A 20,012-nucleotide genomic window follows, 5' to 3' on the forward strand; every position below is an offset into this window, starting at 1 on the left:
TACTCATCCCTTTGCTTCATAATCCAAGGGATAGATTTGCTATATTTAGCCGATAATTGCTTTAGAGTTTGGCGATGCAAAAAGTATTCTTCGAAAATAATTTTTTGAAGTTTTTTTGGTCGTCTATTAGAGCTAAAAGAAGTCCTGCAATCTTTACAAAAATATCTGTTTATTCCTCTTCTCGGGCCTCTGTTTTGAGTGGAACTTGATTTGCAATATGGACATAATTTAAAGCTTTTTTACGGTCATTTGTAAAAAATCCTTTGTTTACTCCTACTATAACGAAGTTTAGTGAATGTTTTATGCACCCGTTTTTTTAATTAAGTCTCAAGAAAGGTTGCGTTAGGCTTAATCATTTTGGTGGTTTGTAAGTAAATTTGATATAATCCTAAAAAAATATATATATTGGACACTTATTGAACAGATCTCGATTTGCACTTTTTGTAGCACTGCTTATCCATTTAGTATTGTTTCTTTTGATTTGGATACTTATCTCCATCTCTCCTGACACGCAAAAAGCCAAACAAGTTAAAGAGAAAAAGATTAAAATATCTCTCAAAGAGATGCCGAAAAAACATAAAAAATCAGGTTTAGATAAAAAGAAAAAACCACAACCAAAAATAGCGCCACCAATGCCAAAAGGTTCTCAGCTTAAAAAAATAGTAGAACAAAAAAATGTTCACTATAATCCTAAAAAACCAAAGAAAAAACCTAAGCTCAATAAGCCAAAGCAACAAGTAAAACAAACGCAAAAGAGAAAAGAAAAAACTTCACCATTGCCTCCTAAAAAGCCATATATACCGTATCTTGTACAAGATCAAAATAAGACAAAAAAAGAACCAAAAAAAGAGAAAAAAACTGCAATGTCATGGCTTTATGAAGATATGTCCACACAAGAAGAAGCAAAAACTCAAAAATCTTCTAGCAATAAAAGTAATATTTCTCAAGATATTAAAGAACTTTATGGTGACACATTTGGGAAACTTACACCTGGACAACAAAAGTATATCTTAGACAATCAAGAAATCATGCGACGAATCACACAAGAAGTACTCAACCGTGTCGCTCGTGTCAATATACCTAGAAATTTGAATGTAAATGCAAGTAATGTCATAGAGTTTAAACTCCATCCAAATGGAGATATGACTGACTTTAAATTCATTCATAAAAGTGACTTTTATATCTTAGATGACACAACAAAAGAGACAATAGAATATGCTTATAGTAGATACCCACGACCAAAGGAAACAACACTTATACGTTATAATGTTTTATACAATTTAGCGAGATACTAACTGTGATATTTGAACTTATCTTCATTTCTTCTTTCTACTTTTTTATTAAGTTTTAACACAAAAAACAACTGTATAATTCAAAATATTTCTACACCAAGGAAGCTTTATGCAAGAGGTTAAACAAACTTCTCGGACTATAAACAAACTCAATGATTTAGCAAAATTTGCAGACTATTCTTTTATGGATAAACTTAACTGTGACCCTGATGCTAAGGCTGATGGTGTAGATCACCAGCCTCGAGAGGTATTTAGTGGGCATTATGTTCCAGTAAACCCTACGCCCATAGAAAATCCTGTTTACATCGCGCATAGTAAGACCTTCTTTAAAGAGCTTGGATTTAATGATAGTTTAGCAAGATCAGAAGATTTTATACGAATGTTTTCTGGTGACACTTCACAACTCAGTGAACCCTTACGTCGTACTGGTTGGGCAACGGGGTATGCACTTTCTATTTATGGCACCGAGTACTATGAACAGTGTCCTTTTAGAACAGGAAATGCATATGGTGACGGACGAGCAATATCTGTCCTAGAAGCCCTCATAAATGGTAAACGCTGGGAAATGCAACTCAAAGGCGGAGGAAGAACACCTTACTGTCGTGGAGCTGATGGTCGTGCGGTATTACGTTCAAGTATTAGAGAATTTTTAGCACAAGAACATATGTATGCCCTTGGTGTTCCAACATCACGTTCTTTAAGTTTATACACTTCAAACACAGAGACAGTCAAACGACCATGGTTTATGAATGGCTCATACTCTAGAGATCCTGAAGTTATGATAGAGGAAAATGTCGCTATTACTACGCGTGTTGCACCCTCTTTCTTGCGGGTAGGTCAGCTTGAACTTTTCTCCCGACGTGCACGCAAAAATGAACATCCAAAAGCAATGCAAGAGCTTGAAATGATTGTCCTACATTTGATTGACCGCCAATACAGTGAAGTTATAAACAAAGATTTACCTTTAGAGAAAAAAATAATCTTACTTGCTCGTGAATTTTCTTCCCGCCTTACTTCACTTGTAGCAAACTGGATTCGTGTGGGATACTGTCAAGGGAATTTTAACGGTGACAACTGTGCAGCAGGTGGTTTTACTCTTGATTATGGTCCTTTTGGTTTTATAGATATGTTCGATCCAAAATATCAACCATGGACAGGTGGCGGGGTTCACTTTTCATTTCTCAATCAACCACAAGCAGCTGAACGCAATTTTGGTATGTTTTGTAAATCACTACAGCCTTTACTGCGTTTACATAAGCAAGAAATGCAACAATTAGATACACTAATGAATGATTTTTCAAAAGTTATGCAAGATAAAATGATGCAGATGTGGGCTTCTAAGCTAGGTTTACAAACTTTTAATGCAAGTTTGTTTGATGAACTTATAAAATTAATGATAGAAACTTCCCTAGATTACACGATCTTTTTTCGTGAACTCTCTGGCGTACCTGATGATATCTCTAAACTTGCAAAAAGCTTTTATGGTGACTCTGTATATAATAAAGAGATGATGAAAAGCTGGTCTGATTGGCTAGAAAAATGGAAATCATGTGTCAATGTCACTACCCAAGAAGCTCGAGAAAAACTCTCTCAAGAGATGAAACAAGTCAATCCAAAATACACACTACGAGAATGGTTTCTTGTTCCTGCCTATAAAAAAGCAGAGCAAGGGGATTATACACTTATAAGAGAACTACAAGAAGTGATGACAAATCCATATGCTGAACAATCATCTGAGATAGAAGAAAAACACTACAGAGAAAAGCCTTCTGAATTGTTTGATATAGCAGGTATTTCCCATGTAAGCTGTTCGTCCTAATAAAGGATGACAACCCAGAAAATATCTACTCTACTAACCTTTATGAGTAGCTTTATAAATAGTTTTTTGGCATTCAATTTTCTTTTTTAACTTTTTAGCCTCTTTTGATGTTATAGCGCGCTTTTCTAATGCTTCTTTGATAACAGATTCTGTTAAATATACATGTTTCATAATATAATCCTTTTTTATAATTTAGATAAAAAAATTATACTGCAAAAAATCCAAAAATCAAAATTTTTTTATTTATGCTTGAGGGAAAAATGTTATAATAAATTCAGTTTAGGCAAAAAAGAACCAGAAAAAAAGGATACAACTTATGTCATCAAGAATTGCCATTATCGGTGCTGGTCCTGCTGGACTAATGGCGGCACAAGTCTTATCTAATGCAGGTTATGCACCCACGGTATTTGATGCAAAGCCTTCTGTAGCACGTAAATTTCTACGGGCTGGACGAGGAGGATTAAATCTTACACATAATGAAGACTTTGCCCTCTTTTTAAGTCGATATTTTGAAGCCAAATCTTTTTTAGAACCTGCTTTAGATGCCTTTAGTCCTGATGATATGCGCTTGTGGGCTCAAAATCTTGGTTTTGAAACTTTCGTTGGATCTTCTGGAAAAGTTTACCCCTTAGATAAAAAAGCAGCACCCTTACTCCGTGCTTGGTTACATCAACTCAGAGCAAATAACACTCAGTTTAAAATGAAACATCGTTTAGTCAACTGGTTAAAAGACATTTGGCAATTTCAAACACCCGATGGTCTTAAAGAGTATTCTTTTGATACTGTAATCCTTGCTTTAGGTGGCGCTTCTTGGCCACAACTAGGTTCAACGGGCACTTGGACTAAGATACTACAAAACAAAGGTTTAAAAATAACCCCACTTAAACCTACAAATATGGGCTTTAATGTAAACTATTCAGAACTATTTAGAAAAAAATTCTCAGGCAGCCCTTTAAAAAACATAGAACTCAGCTTCAAAGATATACATGGTAATTTTCATTCTAAAATTGGTGAATTGTTAATAAGTGACTATGGAGTTGAGGGTAACCTGATCTATACCTATTCTAAATTTCTCAGAGAAAAAATAGAGCAAGAATCTCCTTTAAATATTACTTTGGACCTTTTTCCTCATCGCAGTCTAAATCAGTTAAAAAAACAGTTAAGTTCAAAACGAGGTAAACAGAGTTTAAGTGCTTTTTGGAAACGCTTTGGCTTGTCAGGTGTTAAAGCTTCTTTGTTAAGAGAAGTATTATCTAAAGAGTTGCTTAGTGACCCTGAATTAGTGGCAAATACACTTAAAAAATTTCCCTTAACTTTGGAATCTTATCGACCTATTGAAGAGGCAATTAGCACGGCTGGTGGATTGGCATTTGAAAATTTAGATAAAGATCTCATGCTAAAGGATTTTTCTGGCGTTTATTGTATTGGTGAAATGCTAGATTGGGAAGCTCCAACTGGTGGTTATCTACTCACTGGAGTTATGGCACAGGGTAAACAAGCTGCAGAGGGTTTTTTAAACGCACAGAGCTAAAAAAATATACAAAGCTACTTATTATATAAACAGTATATACTTTCAGCATATTTTAATTGCCATCCTAAAGGTCAACTATGAAAAACTTTACAATAGTCTGCTCAGAGTGTCACAGTGTCAACAATATAAAAAGTGAAACAGAAGCTTTTACCTGCTCTAAATGTCAAGCAGATTTGGACCACCCTTTTGCAGTTGAGGTCAACGATGAAAATTGCACTATTCACATAGCTGAAAATGACATAGCAGTGCTTGTTGATTTTTATTCAACTACTTGTGGCCCTTATATGGCGATGTATGATGATTATGAAGATGCAGCGTTAGGCTTTGGTTCAACTGTGAGATTTCTCAAAATAAATACTGACAAATATCAAGAAGTTGCTAGAAAGTATGGAGTAAGCGCACTTCCTACTATCATTGCCTTTAAAAGTTCTAAGGAAGTGAACCGTATCAGCAAACAACTCTCCCAAGTAGAGCTCAATATACTAGCGCAAAGCCTTATTGCTTAATTATTTACTGAAGGAAGATACTTATGAATCATGAAGAAAAACTTTTATACATTGAAAATGCTAGCAATCAAAAACTATTTTACCATTTTACTCCTGCATCCATAGTTTCAAATTTTGTACCTTTGATTGTTATTTTACACAATGATGATATATCTGAAATAGTAAACTTCGAATATAAAATGTGGAATATACTTACACCACTCAGAAATCTTGATGACAAAGAAAACAGCTTCTTTGAAGAAGATCTTTTACAAAAACTTATCACAGATATAGCCCAAGAGTATGAATGTGAAGATCACATATATCTTTATGGAAGCTCCATAGGTGGATATGAGGCTATTTTACAAGGTATAAAATGTCAGGCAAATGCTGTTACTATTGATTTTTGCCCAGAGTCAGGAGATGAGCACTATCAATTAAAAAAAGTTTTGGATATGTTTGAACGTATGGTTCCTTAAAAGGATTCCAAAAATTTAAAATATAAAGAGAGTGACCAATAAGATGGATTCACTCTCTTAATATTATATAGTATTACTTCTCGCCTAGTTCAGAAACTATGGCTTTTTCTACTTCTGAAATATCAGCAGTTCCATCAACTCTAATGTATTTTAAGTTTGGATTTTTTGAAGCTTGTTCTTTATAGTAATCTATTAAAGGTTCAGTTTGCTCATGATAAACTTTGAGTCTGTCTTGAACAACTTCTTCTTTATCATCATCTCGCTGTACTAAATCCTCACCAGTTTCATCATCTTTGCCCTCAACTTTAGGTGGATTATATATGAGATGATACGTTCGACCACTTGCCAAGTGAGCACGACGACCTGACATACGAGTAACAATCTCAGAATCTGGAACATCTATCTCTATCACAGCATCTATTGCAATACCTGCATTTGTAACAGCATCTGCTTGAGGAAGCGTACGAGGAAAACCATCTAAAAGATAACCGTTTTTACAATCATCTTCAGCTATTCTATCTTTTACTAGACCAATGATAATATCATCTGTTACTAACTGTCCAGCATCCATAGCAGCCTTAGCCATTTTACCCATTTCTGTTCCAGCTTTAATCGCTGCTCTTAACATATCTCCAGTTGAGATTTGAGGGATATTATACTTCTTTGTTAAAAATTGCGCCTGTGTACCTTTACCAGCGCCAGGAGCGCCTAAAAGAATTATTCTCATATTTTTTCCTTTAATTTAGTCTTCTTCTTTAAATCCGAAATCTTCTTCATCATCATCACGTCTTGCCATTTCGATGTCTTCTATCAACTCTTTAGCTTCTTCTTCATCCATGTCACCATTTTTGATATCTTCTAAAACATCTTCCAAGTCAGCTTTAAACTCGCGAAGCTCTTCTACCTCTTCTTTTGCATCCTCAGTAGCTTCTTTACTACCTGCTATCTCTTCAAAAATTTCATCCAGTCTATCCTTGATATCTGGGATAACACCTTTACTTAGTAACTCTTGTAATTTTTCTAGATATGACATTATCTGTCCTTAATTTATTATTTGCGTAATAATACTATAATTATGTAAAAAAGTAATCAAATGAATTTTTATGCAGTAATAATCGGAACAGAAATACTCAATAGTAGACGTATTGATAAGCACTTTGAGTTCGTAAAAAATGAACTTGCAAAGTATGGACATGAGCTTTTTGCTTCATTCGTGATAAAAGATGATAAAGAGCTGATGAAACGCAGCTATAAGATGATAAAAGAAGATCCAAACGCAGTGATGTTCTCTTTTGGTGGTATTGGCTCTACTCCTGATGATTTGACACGAGAGATTGCTTCTGAAGTTTTTAGAAGCACAGGCCTTGTGACAAATGAGCAGTTTAAGCGAGATATTATCGAAAAATTTGGCGATGAAGCCTATCCACATAGAATTCATATGGCAGATATACCGCCAAATGCAGTCCTACTTCACAATCCAGTCAACAATATGTCAGGCTTTTCACTTGATAACAGATTTTTTTTCGTTCCAGGATTTCCCTCTATGGCGCATCCGATGATTAGAGAAGTAATTAAAAAATATTTTAACAAATCAGAAAAAAAATATCGTTTAACTCTAAAAGCACAAACAAGTGAAAACACTCTCATAACGCTTATGCAAAAATTACCAAAGGAGATAGAACTCTCATCTTTACCCATTTTCATAGACAATAAACCAAATGTAGAGCTCTCTTTGTGTAGTACAGACAAAGAGATGTTAGAGCAATATTTTCAACTCTTTTGCGATGAGCTTACACAAAAAAACATTCCGTATATACTTCAATAATATAGTAAAGCAACTACTTTTTTTTATTTTTAAGCTTTAACCCATTTATGTCATTTAAAACTGAGGGTTCGGTATATATAGTATTTGGAAATAATTTTGCTCCAATCGCAATCAAAACACGTTCAATCAGTAATCTACTATGGTCAGACGTTTCAGGAGGCAATTGAATTACAGAATATTCTTCCCAATCTTCAAATGAATGATGTTTTTGAGTAACTGGATACCTTTTAGATAAAGATTGTTTAGTCTCTCCAAAATAAACTTCTTTTGTTGTACGATTTAATAATATATAAATATTATTTTCATTTAATTCATTTGTTATTTCTTCTCTCTTTTTCCACTCAGTAACTTGTATTCTCCTTAACAGCTCATCTTCTGAACTTAATAAATAATCTGCAATTAAATAGGAACTTAGTTCTTTAAATACTTTTGGAAAACCTTGGGCTTCATCTCTAACTCGAAAAAATTCTTTGATTACGACGGTAGGTTTGTTATTTATCCATTTTATTTTGACTTGCAGTTGCTCCTTAAATCCCCCAATATCAAACTCGGTATATTTTAGCTCTTTATAATATTCATCACCTATATGAAATTCTAAGGCTCTAACAAAACTTTTTGGATAGTCCTTAGCAAGTTGTATAGCAAATTCATTGTCCCATTTAAGTCTATAACTACTTTCTTTACTTCTTTTTTCAGCGAAGGATAAAGTTAGTTTAGCTTTGAATTTATGAGTCTTTTTTCCCAACTCTTTGGGAGTTTCATATTCAATATCAATTTCCCATTTGAAATTATTTTTATCATGTAAATCTAATACATCATTACCCCATGACTCTACATAATATGAAGGAATACTAATAAGTAAATCATTAATAAACATTGACTTATGTATATCCAAAGGAAAAAACTTTGGAGATAATTTGATTGATTGTACTCTTCCTTTTCTTTTATCAGTTTTATCCATTTTTTTTCCTGTCTAATTCAGCTAAAATTGTATTTCCTATTTTTTCAACTATTCCTACAACTAGAGCATTGCCCATCAAAAATGCCCTTTTTGCATCTGTCACACCTTCTGTATGATTTTTAGGAAACATGTTGAGTTGCTCTAATTCAATTGGTGTTAACCTTCTATGTTTACCATTAACCATAATGACATGTTTAAATCGTGAGGGGCTAGCACCACCCTCTCCTGTAATAATAGTTCTTGATGCTTTATTGATACAATCAGGGAAACCCATGCTTCCTTCTGAATAAGTGTATTTATGCCCAGTCTTTTTATTCACTCGTTCAAGTGACTTAGAACCCTTATGATATTCCCATTTTTTTAACTCTTCATGATTGATATAAAACTCTTTTGGTACATTTTTTTCATCTTCTAAACAATCAGCTAATACAGTATATTTTCCCTTATAGTTCACTTCTATTTTGGATGTATAATAAATGCCGTCAATCATATATCCAGTTTCCAAAAAAGCGTTATTCTTTGGTGATTTTATGTTGAAGTTATTTGTAATATCCACCAAATCATCACTAAGTTTTTTTGTTATTATCTTTTTTTCATCTATTTTTTTAATAGGAAATGCTTTTGCGAACAAACCTGCAGTATGTAAGTTTTTTACAACAGAATTATTTTGTAAATTATTATAAAATAAAGTTCCTTTTTTTGAAGCAAAAATAAATACTCTACGCCTTCTTTGAGGCATACCATAATCACTCGCATTAATAACACGCCATTCTACAGCATATCCCAAAGTATTTAAAGATGATAAAATTATTGCAAAATCTCTACCTCTTTGTCCTGCAGGAGATTTTAGTAATCTATCAACATTTTCCAACAATAAATATTTAGGAGACTTTTCTTTTTTTTCTTGCAGTATTCTATATATTTCCCACCATAAAACACCTTTCTTTCCATTAATTCCATGAGAATTTTTCAGCGTACTTGCTACAGAATAATCTTGACAAGGAAATCCACCTACAAGCATATCATGGTCAGGTATATCCGATACTTTTACTGTTGAAATATCTTCATTTGAATGATTAAAACTTCCAAACTGCTTTTCATATATTTGTGAAGCATGCTGCACTTTAGTGGATGGTTCCCATTGATTACTCCAAACTATATTAAAGTGTTGAGTGTAATGATTAATATTTTCTAAACCAAGACGAAAACCACCAACACCAGCAAACAGTTCTATTGTTTTAATAACATGACTTTGTGATAATTGCATATTCATATTTTTTTGCTCTTCTTTAGTATCTAAATTAAATAAATTTGGTATTTTCATAAGACTTCCTTATTTAAGAAAGTTTATCATTTATAAATATCTTTTTTTAATAATATGACAAAATGCCACATTTTACTTAATTTTAATTCTATCTAATTTATTCTACTAAAAAAGTTAAATTTATTTTTTTAATTCTTAAATGATAAAAAAAGCTAAAATTATGTTGCTAACAGTTTTTCTATATCAGCTTCTATCTCTTGCGGTTTTGTTGAAGGTGCGTAGCGGTGGATGACTTTACCATTTTTATCTACTAAGAATTTGGTAAAATTCCATTTGATGGTATCAGTCAAGAAACCACCTGCATTTTCCTTGAGGTACTTATAGAGCGGATGTGTATTGTCACCGTTGACATTTATCTTTGAAAAGAGATCAAACTTCACATCATAGCTGCGTTTACAAAAGCTTTTTATTTCTGCTTCGCTTCCAGGCTCTTGAGAAAGAAACTGGTTACATGGAAAAGCTAAGATAGAAAGTCCTTTAGCGGCATATTTTTCATGCAGTGCTTCTAGTCCTTCATACTGCGGGGTAAATCCACACTTACTTGCAACGTTAACGATAAGCATAACTCTGCCTTTATACTTTGCAAGACTCAGCTCTTTGCCGTCTATATCTTTAACTTTTATATCATAAATACTCATTGTTTCAGCTCCAAAAAGTTGTGTAACTAAAAATAGTCCAAGAAAAAACTTTAACACTATTGTCTCTTTCTCAAGTTTTCAGCTATTGCTCTTGTCTCATTCAGTTTTTCCATAAGAGTATCAAAAAGCTTAAAAAACTCATCATCCCATGTGAATTTTCCATTTGCATCTACCATCGTGTTTTGTAGATGGTTGAGTGCTGTTTCTATTTGCATCAGTGCTATTGCTGGGTTATTTTTCATTTTTTTACCTTAAATGTATTTTGCTAAGTGTAGCCTATAAAGCATTTAATATTAGTAGAATTTTAAGAGCATATATTAATTTTAAGTTAAACAGTACTTTATTGAGAATTAAGATACAATCATACAAAAATTAAGGCAAATAACAATGGGAAAACAAAAATTTATATTTGAAGAGCTCAATGTTCTTGGAGAGTTTCTAGAGCCATGTAGCCTTGATCCGTTGACCGGCTTTCATCGCAACGGAACCTGCCAAGTGACACTACAAAACCAAGGTATGCATGCAGTTTGCATCTATGCGACAAAAGAGTTTTTGGAGTACTCCAAACGTACAGGAAATGACCTCTCAACACCAATGCCACAGTACAATTTTCCAGGCGTAAAACTCGGACAAAGTTGGTGCCTCTCAGGACTGCGTTTCGCACAGTCAGTTAAAGATGGTAATGCACCGCAAATCTTTATTCATGCAACACATCAAGCCATTTTACAGCTTGTAGATTTACAAACGCTCAAAAGTCTTGCTATTGACTTAGACTAAAAAATACTGAATGGTAAGCACTTCAATAACAAGGTCAAAAATTATAAGATTTTATTTACTTTAGGATTAAAGTCTTACTTCTCAAGAAAGTTTATGATCTTCCATTCTCCCTCTAAAGTTTCTACAACAGCAGTACAGCTCTCAACCCAGTCACCGCAGTTTAAGTACTGTATACCTTCGATATCTCGCATTTCAGCCTTATGTATATGTCCACAGATGACACCATCATAATTGTTGCGTTTAGCATGTGCAGCCAGTATGCCTTCATAGTCAGAGATAAAAGAGACGGAAGATTTTATACTGTCTTTTGCATATTTTGAAAGTGACCAGTACTTTTGAACACCAAAAAGTCTTCTTCCAAAATTTACCACACCATTTAAATGTAAGAGTAAGTCATATCCATAATCCCCTAAAACTGCCAACCACTTTTTTGTCATCGTAATAGAATCAAAAAAATCTCCATGCGTAACTAGATGTTTTTTTCCATGCAAATCTTCATAAGTCATCTCATTTTCTATTCGTAATCTATCACCAAGTAAAATCGGTAAAAATGGTCGTAAAAACTCATCATGATTTCCTGCTATAAAGTAGACATTTGTATTTTTTCTTGCTTTACGCAATATTTTTTGTATAACATCAGAATGTGATTGTTTCCAATTAAATTTACGTTTGATCGCCCAACCATCAATGATATCACCAACGAGAAATAAGTTTTGCGATTCATACTTCCTAATAAAGTCCAATAATTCCTCTGCTTTTGAAAATTTTGTTCCTAAATGAATATCTGAAATAAAAATTGATCTAACTTGAATAGGCTCTTGCATAAATTTTGTAACCTTTATATGAGTTTTGTAAGTATAATAGCACTTCATTACAAAACGGTCACAAAAGCAACATTTCTTTAACTCTAGGAGTAAATAAAGTACCCACATGAGAACCATCGCAAAATTGTTTTGAAATTATTATACTGAAATAGTGTGTATGATTTGTGTAAGAGGTACATAAGAGCAAAAGCTCTTATGTTATGAAATTTGAAGTTATATGAGATTTACGCGTTTTACTCTAAAATTTGTATGTTCCCTGAATCGAGAGAAGATTACCCATGTTATCTGTTATGTTTTGAGCAGTATCATTGTTTGGTGCATCCAAGCTTCGAATTGCATAGTTCACATCAATTCTTGTTGGACCTTGGAAGTGATAAGAGAGTCCTAAAGTTGTCGTTTTATAGTCTCTCTCCCCGCCTGTTGCGTTTAAGTTTGTTAAACGATTTAAGTAGTCATAACGTACCATAACATCCACTTTTTTAGGAATTACATAATAAGCTACATTGATATAACCACCATCTGCTTCATTCTTTTTACTCGCAGCCATAGCGTATTCCCAATTAACCGCATATGCACTTGGATCAGTATCTTTAGCACCATTATAAATCATACCTTTTGCTTTGATATATTCAATACCAACACGCAGGCCTTTATGAAAATAGTTAATCCCTAAACCATATCTCTCTCTTGTATAGTCATTATTGTTGAGTCGTCTTTTTCCATTTTGATACCATGCAAAACCTTTTAAAGATTGTGTACCGTATCCTTTACCTTTGCCAAACAAATACTCACTTGCAGCATAAGCATAATACGTCACATTTTCAGAAGAGTTTACAGAACTAAGCCCTGTACCATTACCAACCATACCCGCTAGAGTAACTGTTACATTATCTGCAACTTTTTCAGTATCGAATACTTCTACACCTCTATCACGAAATGCACCTACTGATTGTGTTGTTGCTGCTTGATAATTTCCTACAGAAGTTTGTGTAGCATTATTAGGTAAAAATCGTTCTAATAAAAGCTGATTTGTTGCGGTTGTAAAATTTCTATATGAGGAAGCAAAAACCGCTCGTAATCCCTCTTCTGAACCTGGATATTTAAACTGACCAAGACGAATATTTGCATGAAGAACACCTCTATATGTGATAGAAGCATCTGTTAAATAGTTCCCTGTTTTATGTCCAGCAGGACTTGTAATACCATCTTCACCAAATTCTGTCATAAAAAAGTAATCTAGCTTGTTATCTTTATCTATCATACCTCTCGCTGCAAGTCGTGCACGATTTACTTCAAATCCGGACTGAGAGTCAAGATCTGGAGCCACCATAACAAATGGAGTCTTATTAGTTCCAGGATTGACAACTGTTCCGTAATCTTTTTGATATCCAACTTGAATAAACCCCCAAAAATGAGGTTTATTATTTGTATTTTTAACTTTCTTTCCATCTACTTTTATCATAGATGCTTCTGTCCCTGCTATAGAGAGCCAATCTGCTGCGTTTAGACCAATGGATAAAATCGAAACTGCTGCGAGAGACATTACTAATTTATTTGTTTTTGTAACTTTCATTTTCTTAGCCTTATTTTATTTTTTTGTCACCACGAATTGCATCAACATCTAAACCAAATTGTTTAAAGTTACTACGTACTGAATGTTTTTCGTGAAGAACTTTTGAGTTGTAGTATCCCATTTTAGAAGCAGGTAAGAGACCTTTTTGTAAATCAAAATCAGCACGAGGTTGTGCATCTACATAGAGCATAATGTCTGCAGCTTCTTGATCTTTGAGTGTTCCACCTTGACCTAGAGGCATATTTGATTGCACCCAGGCTGCACCTTTATTAAGTTTACTTACACCTGATCCTGTGTTGTTTGCTAACCAATGTCCAGCTTTGTCTTGACCCCATAATGGAGGAAAAGATCCCATACCAGCGCCATCAGCACCGTGACACATAGCACATTTTGCTTCAAAAAGTTTTTGACCATTTACATAGTTTGCATGTGTTGCTTTTCTTTGAATTTTTGCAAATTTCTTCGCATTTTTTGCCCAACGATTTGAGTTGAGTGGGCTACAAGGTCTTTTTGTGTCCATTTTCATTGGCATATCAGTTGAGAGCCATGTAATGTATGTTGCCATAGCCATAGATGCTTTTGTATCTACAATAGGACGTTTGCCATTCATACTACGCATAAAACAGTTGTTGATTCTATCTTGAAGTGATTGTACTGTTTTTTCTCTTTTTGAGTAAGCTGGAAACGCAGTGGCAGTCCCTATAAAAGTACCTATTCCATGACCCGTACCAGGTTTACCATCATCACCTCTTAAATGACAACTAATACATTGCAGTTTATTACCTACTAAGTCTTTTGTAAGTGGATGTGTATCAGTATGAAGGAGTATATCCTCACCAAGTTTAACCATATTTCCAACTTCACCAGCTGGGTATGCTTTTGGTGCACTTGTTGGAACCTCTGATGCTCCTAAAGTAGAACCGGCTAAAGAAACTAAAGTAGCCGCGGCTAACGAAAGCCCAAGTATTTTCATTTTCATAATCTATCCCTTTTGTTGATATGAAAAATACTAACAAGTCTTGCGTAACTTTTGCGTAACTTTTAGAAGCCTATGCCGAATTATTTACAAATATATAGCTAAATGTGCTTCCTTTGCCCTTCTTTGTACTCACTTTTATCAAAATATTATACTTCTCGCAGATATGCTTTACGATACTCAAGCCAATTCCAAATCCACCTTGAATGGTATCTTCTCGATGATAACGTTCAAAAATACTCTGTGTATCTTTAATTCCAACCCCTTCATCTCTAACACTTAGCACAATCTTTGCATCTTTTTTTCTCAGTACAACATTTATCTTGGTATCACGAGGAGAATATTTAATCGCATTGGAGAGCGTATTGTCAATAATTCTCTGCAACTCTATACGGTTAATCTCAAAATAGATATCTTCTTCAATCTCTTTAACAATAGAGATATTTTTTGCCTTTGCCAAATCCTCAAAAACCTCAGCACGTTCAAGTACAAAATAAGACATATCCATATTTTCACTTCTGTACTCCACATGGTCATGCTTTATATGGTATTCAATATCATCATAAATGAGTATCATACTCTGCATACTACTAAAGAGTCTTCGCAGCGTTTTTGTCTCTTTTTGTGCCCGTAACAATTCAAGATTTAATTGCATGACACCTAAAGGAGTTTTAAGTTCATGCATAGCGTCATTAAAAAAAGTATTTAAGTAGCGATTGACCTTTTCCAAAGGACGCAAACTGATTTTAATGAAAAAAAGTGTCATAAAAAATACAATAGCACCTATTAACAAGGCAGCAATAACTGCTCGGAGATATATCTCTTTATAAGAAAACAATTGTGTAATAACAAGATATTTAGCATGCAATCTATTTGCGTTTAAAATAACCTTCGCATAAATGAGATTTTTCAGCGGCTTCATAAACTCTTGCAGTCTATGCTTGTGGCTTGAAGTACTAAACAAAAGCTTTCCCTTGGCATCATATAAATAAGCATCATAAAAAAGAGAGCGTGGAAAAGTAAAAACATGCTCCTTTGTACGTGAAAAGTCATAAATTGTTTTCTCTACTCCATAGGCATAATGAAGAAGATGCTGTCGCTGCGTTTGGAGATAACTCTTTTTTTCTACTGTAATATAAAAAAAAGCAGGCAGACTCACAATGATTATGATAAGCAAAGAGTATGCAAAAGCCAGCGTATAGATATACCGTTTATCTTTTTTTATCAACTCTGTATCCCAACCCTTTTTGATTACTAATGAGTTTGCTACTTGTTTTATCTCGAATCTTTTTAATACACATACGAATATCTGCTTGGGTGACCATCTTACACTCCCAAACATCTTCCCATAACTGTTTTGTAGGAATATACTCTCCAATATTTGCAATAAGATAATCCCATACCTTTTGCTCTTTAACTGTCAAAGAGATGACGTCCTCGCCTAAAAGAAGTTTCCCGGACTTCATATCATAAAAATAACCATCAACTAAAGATATTTTTTGTGCATTCGAGTGAAAATAGAAGAGTTTTAACACCTGTTCTATACGATACTGTAACTCTTTTGAAGCAAATGGTTTTCGGATATAGTCATTGCATCCTAGCTCATACCCTATACTCAAATTATCTATATCCGTTAAAGAGGTCATAAATATAACTGGTATTTCATTTCCCATTTCTCTTATACTTTTAACAATTTCATATCCATTTGTTCCAGGAACACGAATATCTAAAAGAAGCAATTGATAACTTTGAAAATGTATAGCATTCAGTGCCTCATCTCCATTTTCAAAACTCTCTACTTGGTATCCTAAAGAGTCTAAAAATTCATGAATAGTCTCTTTATAGTCAATATCATCTTCAAGTAAAAGTATTCTCATCGTATAATCACCTCCGAATCCGCATTGTTATTTTGTCTATTTTGCGAACCGATTTCATGATAGGCGTGTGTAGGCATTGTCATACTATTTTGTAAAGCAACAACAATATAGCCAAGTGGTTCATTTTCAAAATTTTGAATCTCAAAATAGCCATAAGAAACTTTATCTTTTATAAGGTAACCATAGCTTCCTAAATGCGTTAAATCTTCATTTTCTAAAGAACTAAGACTACTTTTATCGTACATATCATTGACAACAATGAATTTATCGTCTAATAGAGGATGCCCTTGCAGTGTTGTAGCAATACGCAGATATTTTTTATCTAAAAGAATAAAAAGAGCATAACCCTGTTTGGAAAGTTTTTTTCGTAGATGTTCAAAGTTTTCTATCACTTCAATAGAACCTTGAAACGCTCCATCTTTTATGATGGGAGAAATGGCTTTGATATTAAGACGTTTTCCAACCTCTATGGAAACTAGTGGTCTTTTCTGCTTTTTCACTTCTACCAATCCCTTACGAAAAGAGGCCAAAGGAACATCTGTAATGTTAAAATCCCAACTTCTTAAATAGGTATGGAGATTTTTATCATGTACCTGCACATCAAAGGCATAGCCTTGAAACGTTTTTATACTTTCTATCTTATGTTTTATAATTTTAAAAGAAGCTCTTCTATCATGCTTGTAAAATGTTTGTAAAAATGCTTTGTCTTGACTTAAAAGTAAAGAGAGTGAGAGCGCACGCTGTTCTTCTTCTTCAAGAAGGTTTTTTGTTAATTGCAGCGTAGTATCAAGAGACTGAATCGTCTCTTTTTGTGCATAAGAGACACTTAATGAGTAGACGAAATAAAAGGAGATAAGAATCACACTTATGGAAAAAATAGCAATAATTATATTTATTTTTTTCATAATTTTATCAAGTATTTGCATATATTTAGTATATCCAAATTTATACAAATTTGTACTTTAATCTGTTACAATAAGGCATGGAAAAAATATGCAAATAGTTACCAAAACATTACAAAATTTAGGTGTCGACAATGACACAGATATCAATCAATCACAACTCATTCTTCTTGGTCTTGATGAGAGCGATAAGCCAGAATGGACTACTTTATCTCTTGGTAAAGAACTCTCTGATGCGAGAGCGGAGCTTTTTGTCTTGCTCAATGGCATTGAAGATGAGGCGCTACAAGAAAAAGTGATCGCCAACTATAAGGCTCTGCAAAAGTTTAGAAAAGAAGAGAAAGAAACTGAAGAACCACTGTCCCAAAAAGGTGATGTCACGATCTACTGTGATGGTGGTTGCACACCCAACCCTGGTGAAGCAGGTTCAGGAGTCTCACTTTATCGAGACGGGAAGCTCTGTGAACTGTGGTATGGACTCTACGAGCCTATGGGAACAAACAACACAGCAGAACTTGGTGCACTGTATGAATCACTGCGTTTAGCACAAAAAGAAGCACAACATGCAAACGCAGTAGAGATAAAATGTGACTCACTCTATTCTATAAACTGCATTAAAACTTGGGCTGTTTCTTGGGAGAAAAAAGCTTGGACGAAAAAAGGTGGAGAGATTAAAAACCTTGATATTATCAAACAAGCTTACTACCTCTACAACGAGATTAAAAAAGATGTCAAACTCTCTCATATAAAAGCACACGCTGGATTTGAGGGTAATGAGCTTGCGGATAGAATGACAATGTATGCAATACAAGAAAAGTGTGAACCCTTTGTAAAATATACAAAAAAAATAGACGTAGCCGAAATTTTAAAGATGCGAACTGGTTAAAGGAGGGATTATGCTCTTGTATTATCAAACTGAAAAAGAGCACCTGCTTCATACTCTTTTATTAGAGTAGAAAAGCACCCTGCTATCTCTTTCATCGTTTCAATATTTGGCTCTATATATATCTTATTTTTTACTTTTTTCATCGTAATAATTTTTGCATCTTTCATCTCTTTTAAATGGCGTGAGATTGTCGGCAGAGCAAAATTAAAGTTTTCAGCTATTGTTGTTACACAAGTTGCTTGTGCAATAATATCACTACTTGGTTTTTCTTTATCAATCGAGCATGCATATCCACCAGTAAAAATATTTTTAAAAATTTTGAATCTAGTTTCATTGCCTAAGGCTTTGAAAATTTTTATTTTATCATCCATATCTAACATACTATATCCTCTCTTCTTATTTGAAATTATATCTAAAATACCTATTTAGTAATTTAAACAATTAACTTTAGTTTAAGTTATATAGCATAAACTTATACAATCAATTTAGCTAAAAAGCTAAACAAAAGGAATGAAAATGAAAAAAATGACAACAAAGGTACTACTTATAGCATTACTTGCATCAACAAGTTTGTTAATGGCAGAGCCTCTATCTAAAATGGCTCTTATCAAACCGGCACAAAAAGAGGTTGGGCAGATGAGTGCGCAAGAGCTTAAAAAGCTCCTTGATGATGGAGAAGATGTTATTGTTTTAGATGTTAGAGAAGCAAAACAGCGTGCTGAAGGTAACATTCCTTCAGATGATTTTAACAAAGAAAACTTCATCGCTATTACACGTGGGAACTTAGAGTGGAAGGTGCAAGACAAGATTAAAGATACTGATGCACTCATCGTGACATTTTGTCGTAGTGGTGGGCGTGGCGCTTTAGCTGCACAGGTGTTACGTCAATTGGGCTACAAAAAAGCAACAACACTCAAAGGTGGACTCAAAGGTTGGGTGAAAGCCGGTTATCCTATTCAAACCGGACTTGGTTTGATGGCACTTAAAAAAGCTAAGTAGAGTATTAGATGTATAAGTTTTTACTTTTAGCACTATCATTGCCTCTTATGGCAACAACAACCCACATTGAAACACAAAGCCTACTCTCACTTTTAGGCGGTGCCTTTGGTGCGGGTATTTTACTTACATTTACTCCATGTGTCTTACCTATGATACCCATTCTCTCAAGCGTCATAGCAGGACAAGGAGAGAACCTTACAAAAACAAAAGCCTTTGGACTCTCTTTGGCTTATGTTCTAGGAACTGCAATTACTTATGCTGTTATGGGTGCTTTAGCAGGAGCAACCGGTGATCAATTACAATCCTATTTCCAAAATATCTGGGTGATTAGTGCCTTTAGTTTTCTCTTTGTTTTGATGGCACTAGCAATGTTTGGTATCTTTGAAGTAGCGCTTCCAGCATCCCTACAAACAAAATTAAATAGTGTAAGTGGGAAGTTTAAAGGCGGTTCCTTTGTAGGAGTTTTTCTTTTGGGACTGCTCTCTGCACTTGTTCTTGGTGCTTGTGTTTCACCGGTACTTATCTCCTTTTTGAGTGTTGCAATTGCTACAAGTAATCCTCTTCTTGGGGCTGAAATGATGTTTTTTCTTGCTCTTGGGATGGGTGTTCCTCTACTCTTTGTAGGCATGGGCGCAGGCTATATAGTACCAAAAGCTGGTGCATGGATGGACAGTGTAAAATACATCTTTGGAACACTTCTTTTGGGTGTTGCAATTTTTATATTTTCAGAATTGGAACTTGTTTCTTCATTGTTGTTGTGGGGGATCTACCTTATAGCAATCGGTATCTATCTAGGTCTGTTTGAAATAAATAGTCAGCCCTGAAAAACCAAAAACATCCCTAT

Annotated in this window: 24 protein-coding genes; 10 read left to right on the forward strand and 14 right to left on the reverse strand. The window is 34.2% G+C overall.

Features of this window, described 5'->3' with window-relative positions:
* The first annotated feature begins 416 nt into the window (after nucleotides 1-416).
* Nucleotides 417-1,295 carry a hypothetical protein gene (locus MV052_RS02315; RefSeq protein WP_297440594.1) on the forward strand — a complete coding sequence of 293 codons (879 nt, stop codon included), beginning with the start codon at nucleotides 417-419 and terminating at the stop codon, nucleotides 1,293-1,295.
* Nucleotides 1,296-1,401: 106 nt separating this feature from the next.
* Nucleotides 1,402-3,111: a protein adenylyltransferase SelO family protein gene (locus tag MV052_RS02320; RefSeq protein WP_297440596.1), complete on the forward strand. Its 1,710-nt coding sequence runs from the start codon at nucleotides 1,402-1,404 to the stop codon at nucleotides 3,109-3,111.
* Between the two features lie 33 nt (nucleotides 3,112-3,144).
* On the opposite strand, the gene MV052_RS02325 is transcribed toward MV052_RS02320, so the two are convergent.
* On the reverse strand, nucleotides 3,145-3,282 hold the full coding sequence (locus tag MV052_RS02325) for a hypothetical protein (RefSeq protein ID WP_297440598.1): 138 nt from the start codon (nucleotides 3,280-3,282) through the stop codon (nucleotides 3,145-3,147).
* 145 nt (nucleotides 3,283-3,427) lie between these two features.
* Between MV052_RS02325 and MV052_RS02330 the strand changes: the two genes are divergently transcribed.
* The 3 genes from MV052_RS02330 to MV052_RS02340 all read left to right on the forward strand — a co-directional run bounded on the left by MV052_RS02330 (nucleotide 3,428) and on the right by MV052_RS02340 (nucleotide 5,606).
* A complete protein-coding gene (locus MV052_RS02330) occupies nucleotides 3,428-4,642 on the forward strand; it encodes a TIGR03862 family flavoprotein (RefSeq protein ID WP_297440599.1) in 1,215 nt (404 codons plus the stop codon).
* Between the two features lie 77 nt (nucleotides 4,643-4,719).
* Nucleotides 4,720-5,148 (forward strand): thioredoxin domain-containing protein, encoded by a 429-nt coding sequence (locus tag MV052_RS02335; RefSeq protein WP_297440601.1) that lies wholly within the window; start codon nucleotides 4,720-4,722, stop codon nucleotides 5,146-5,148.
* 23 nt (nucleotides 5,149-5,171) lie between these two features.
* Complete coding sequence (locus MV052_RS02340) at nucleotides 5,172-5,606, forward strand: hypothetical protein (protein WP_297440603.1); 435 nt, start codon at nucleotides 5,172-5,174, stop codon at nucleotides 5,604-5,606.
* Between the two features lie 73 nt (nucleotides 5,607-5,679).
* On the opposite strand, the gene adk is transcribed toward MV052_RS02340, so the two are convergent.
* Complete coding sequence (adk, locus tag MV052_RS02345) at nucleotides 5,680-6,333, reverse strand: adenylate kinase (protein WP_297440605.1); 654 nt, start codon at nucleotides 6,331-6,333, stop codon at nucleotides 5,680-5,682.
* 15 nt (nucleotides 6,334-6,348) lie between these two features.
* Entirely contained in the window at nucleotides 6,349-6,639 is a 291-nt protein-coding gene (locus tag MV052_RS02350; protein WP_297440607.1) for a hypothetical protein, read from the reverse strand.
* A gap of 60 nt (nucleotides 6,640-6,699) precedes the next feature.
* On the opposite strand from MV052_RS02350, the gene MV052_RS02355 reads away from it, so the two are divergent.
* The gene (locus MV052_RS02355; RefSeq protein ID WP_297440609.1) at nucleotides 6,700-7,431 is read left to right on the forward strand and encodes a molybdopterin-binding protein; all 732 of its coding nucleotides are present in this window, start codon (nucleotides 6,700-6,702) and stop codon (nucleotides 7,429-7,431) included.
* Between the two features lie 13 nt (nucleotides 7,432-7,444).
* Here MV052_RS02355 and MV052_RS02360 read toward each other — a convergent pair whose 3' ends face one another.
* The 4 genes from MV052_RS02360 to MV052_RS02375 all read right to left on the reverse strand — a co-directional run bounded on the left by MV052_RS02360 (nucleotide 7,445) and on the right by MV052_RS02375 (nucleotide 10,596).
* Nucleotides 7,445-8,392, reverse strand: a complete 948-nt coding sequence (locus MV052_RS02360; RefSeq protein WP_297440611.1) for a hypothetical protein — start codon at nucleotides 8,390-8,392, stop codon at nucleotides 7,445-7,447.
* On the reverse strand, nucleotides 8,385-9,716 hold the full coding sequence (gene dcm, locus MV052_RS02365) for a DNA (cytosine-5-)-methyltransferase (protein WP_297440613.1): 1,332 nt from the start codon (nucleotides 9,714-9,716) through the stop codon (nucleotides 8,385-8,387). The genes MV052_RS02360 and dcm overlap by 8 nt, the downstream gene beginning before the upstream one ends.
* A 158-nt stretch (nucleotides 9,717-9,874) precedes the next feature.
* Nucleotides 9,875-10,354, reverse strand: coding sequence for a glutathione peroxidase (locus tag MV052_RS02370; protein WP_297440638.1), 480 nt, complete (start codon nucleotides 10,352-10,354; stop codon nucleotides 9,875-9,877).
* A 56-nt stretch (nucleotides 10,355-10,410) separates the two neighbouring features.
* Nucleotides 10,411-10,596, reverse strand: a complete 186-nt coding sequence (locus MV052_RS02375; protein ID WP_297440615.1) for a hypothetical protein — start codon at nucleotides 10,594-10,596, stop codon at nucleotides 10,411-10,413.
* Nucleotides 10,597-10,741: 145 nt separating this feature from the next.
* Between MV052_RS02375 and MV052_RS02380 the strand changes: the two genes are divergently transcribed.
* Complete coding sequence (locus MV052_RS02380) at nucleotides 10,742-11,131, forward strand: DUF2237 domain-containing protein (protein ID WP_297440617.1); 390 nt, start codon at nucleotides 10,742-10,744, stop codon at nucleotides 11,129-11,131.
* A gap of 74 nt (nucleotides 11,132-11,205) precedes the next feature.
* Here the strand turns inward: MV052_RS02380 and MV052_RS02385 are convergent, their stop codons facing one another.
* From MV052_RS02385 to MV052_RS02410, 6 genes are all read right to left on the reverse strand, one after another.
* On the reverse strand, nucleotides 11,206-11,955 hold the full coding sequence (locus MV052_RS02385; protein ID WP_297440618.1) for a UDP-2,3-diacylglucosamine diphosphatase: 750 nt from the start codon (nucleotides 11,953-11,955) through the stop codon (nucleotides 11,206-11,208).
* 238 nt (nucleotides 11,956-12,193) lie between these two features.
* Nucleotides 12,194-13,528 carry a hypothetical protein gene (locus tag MV052_RS02390; RefSeq protein ID WP_297440620.1) on the reverse strand — a complete coding sequence of 445 codons (1,335 nt, stop codon included), beginning with the start codon at nucleotides 13,526-13,528 and terminating at the stop codon, nucleotides 12,194-12,196.
* Nucleotides 13,529-13,538: 10 nt separating this feature from the next.
* Complete coding sequence (locus tag MV052_RS02395) at nucleotides 13,539-14,507, reverse strand: c-type cytochrome (RefSeq protein WP_297440622.1); 969 nt, start codon at nucleotides 14,505-14,507, stop codon at nucleotides 13,539-13,541.
* Nucleotides 14,508-14,577: 70 nt separating this feature from the next.
* Nucleotides 14,578-15,732: a HAMP domain-containing sensor histidine kinase gene (locus MV052_RS02400; protein WP_297440624.1), complete on the reverse strand. Its 1,155-nt coding sequence runs from the start codon at nucleotides 15,730-15,732 to the stop codon at nucleotides 14,578-14,580.
* Complete coding sequence (locus MV052_RS02405; RefSeq protein ID WP_297440626.1) at nucleotides 15,716-16,381, reverse strand: response regulator transcription factor; 666 nt, start codon at nucleotides 16,379-16,381, stop codon at nucleotides 15,716-15,718. Before MV052_RS02405 ends, MV052_RS02400 begins: the two co-directional genes overlap by 17 nt.
* Complete coding sequence (locus MV052_RS02410; RefSeq protein ID WP_297440628.1) at nucleotides 16,378-17,307, reverse strand: cache domain-containing protein; 930 nt, start codon at nucleotides 17,305-17,307, stop codon at nucleotides 16,378-16,380. Before MV052_RS02410 ends, MV052_RS02405 begins: the two co-directional genes overlap by 4 nt.
* Nucleotides 17,308-17,374: 67 nt before the next feature.
* Here MV052_RS02410 and MV052_RS02415 point away from each other — a divergent pair, with 67 nt between their 5' ends.
* On the forward strand, nucleotides 17,375-18,169 hold the full coding sequence (locus MV052_RS02415; RefSeq protein WP_297440630.1) for an RNase H family protein: 795 nt from the start codon (nucleotides 17,375-17,377) through the stop codon (nucleotides 18,167-18,169).
* 8 nt (nucleotides 18,170-18,177) lie between these two features.
* On the opposite strand, the gene MV052_RS02420 is transcribed toward MV052_RS02415, so the two are convergent.
* Entirely contained in the window at nucleotides 18,178-18,549 is a 372-nt protein-coding gene (locus tag MV052_RS02420) for a helix-turn-helix domain-containing protein (RefSeq protein ID WP_297440632.1), read from the reverse strand.
* A 136-nt stretch (nucleotides 18,550-18,685) separates the two neighbouring features.
* On the opposite strand from MV052_RS02420, the gene MV052_RS02425 reads away from it, so the two are divergent.
* Together MV052_RS02425 and MV052_RS02430 are read left to right on the forward strand one after the other, a co-directional pair.
* Entirely contained in the window at nucleotides 18,686-19,168 is a 483-nt protein-coding gene (locus MV052_RS02425; protein ID WP_297440634.1) for a rhodanese-like domain-containing protein, read from the forward strand.
* Between the two features lie 8 nt (nucleotides 19,169-19,176).
* Nucleotides 19,177-19,992 (forward strand): cytochrome c biogenesis protein CcdA, encoded by an 816-nt coding sequence (locus tag MV052_RS02430; protein ID WP_297440636.1) that lies wholly within the window; start codon nucleotides 19,177-19,179, stop codon nucleotides 19,990-19,992.
* The last annotated feature ends 20 nt before the right edge of the window (nucleotides 19,993-20,012 follow it).

It is taken from the genome of Sulfurimonas sp. (assembly GCF_026988655.1).
Lineage (GTDB): Bacteria > Campylobacterota > Campylobacteria > Campylobacterales > Sulfurimonadaceae > Sulfurimonas.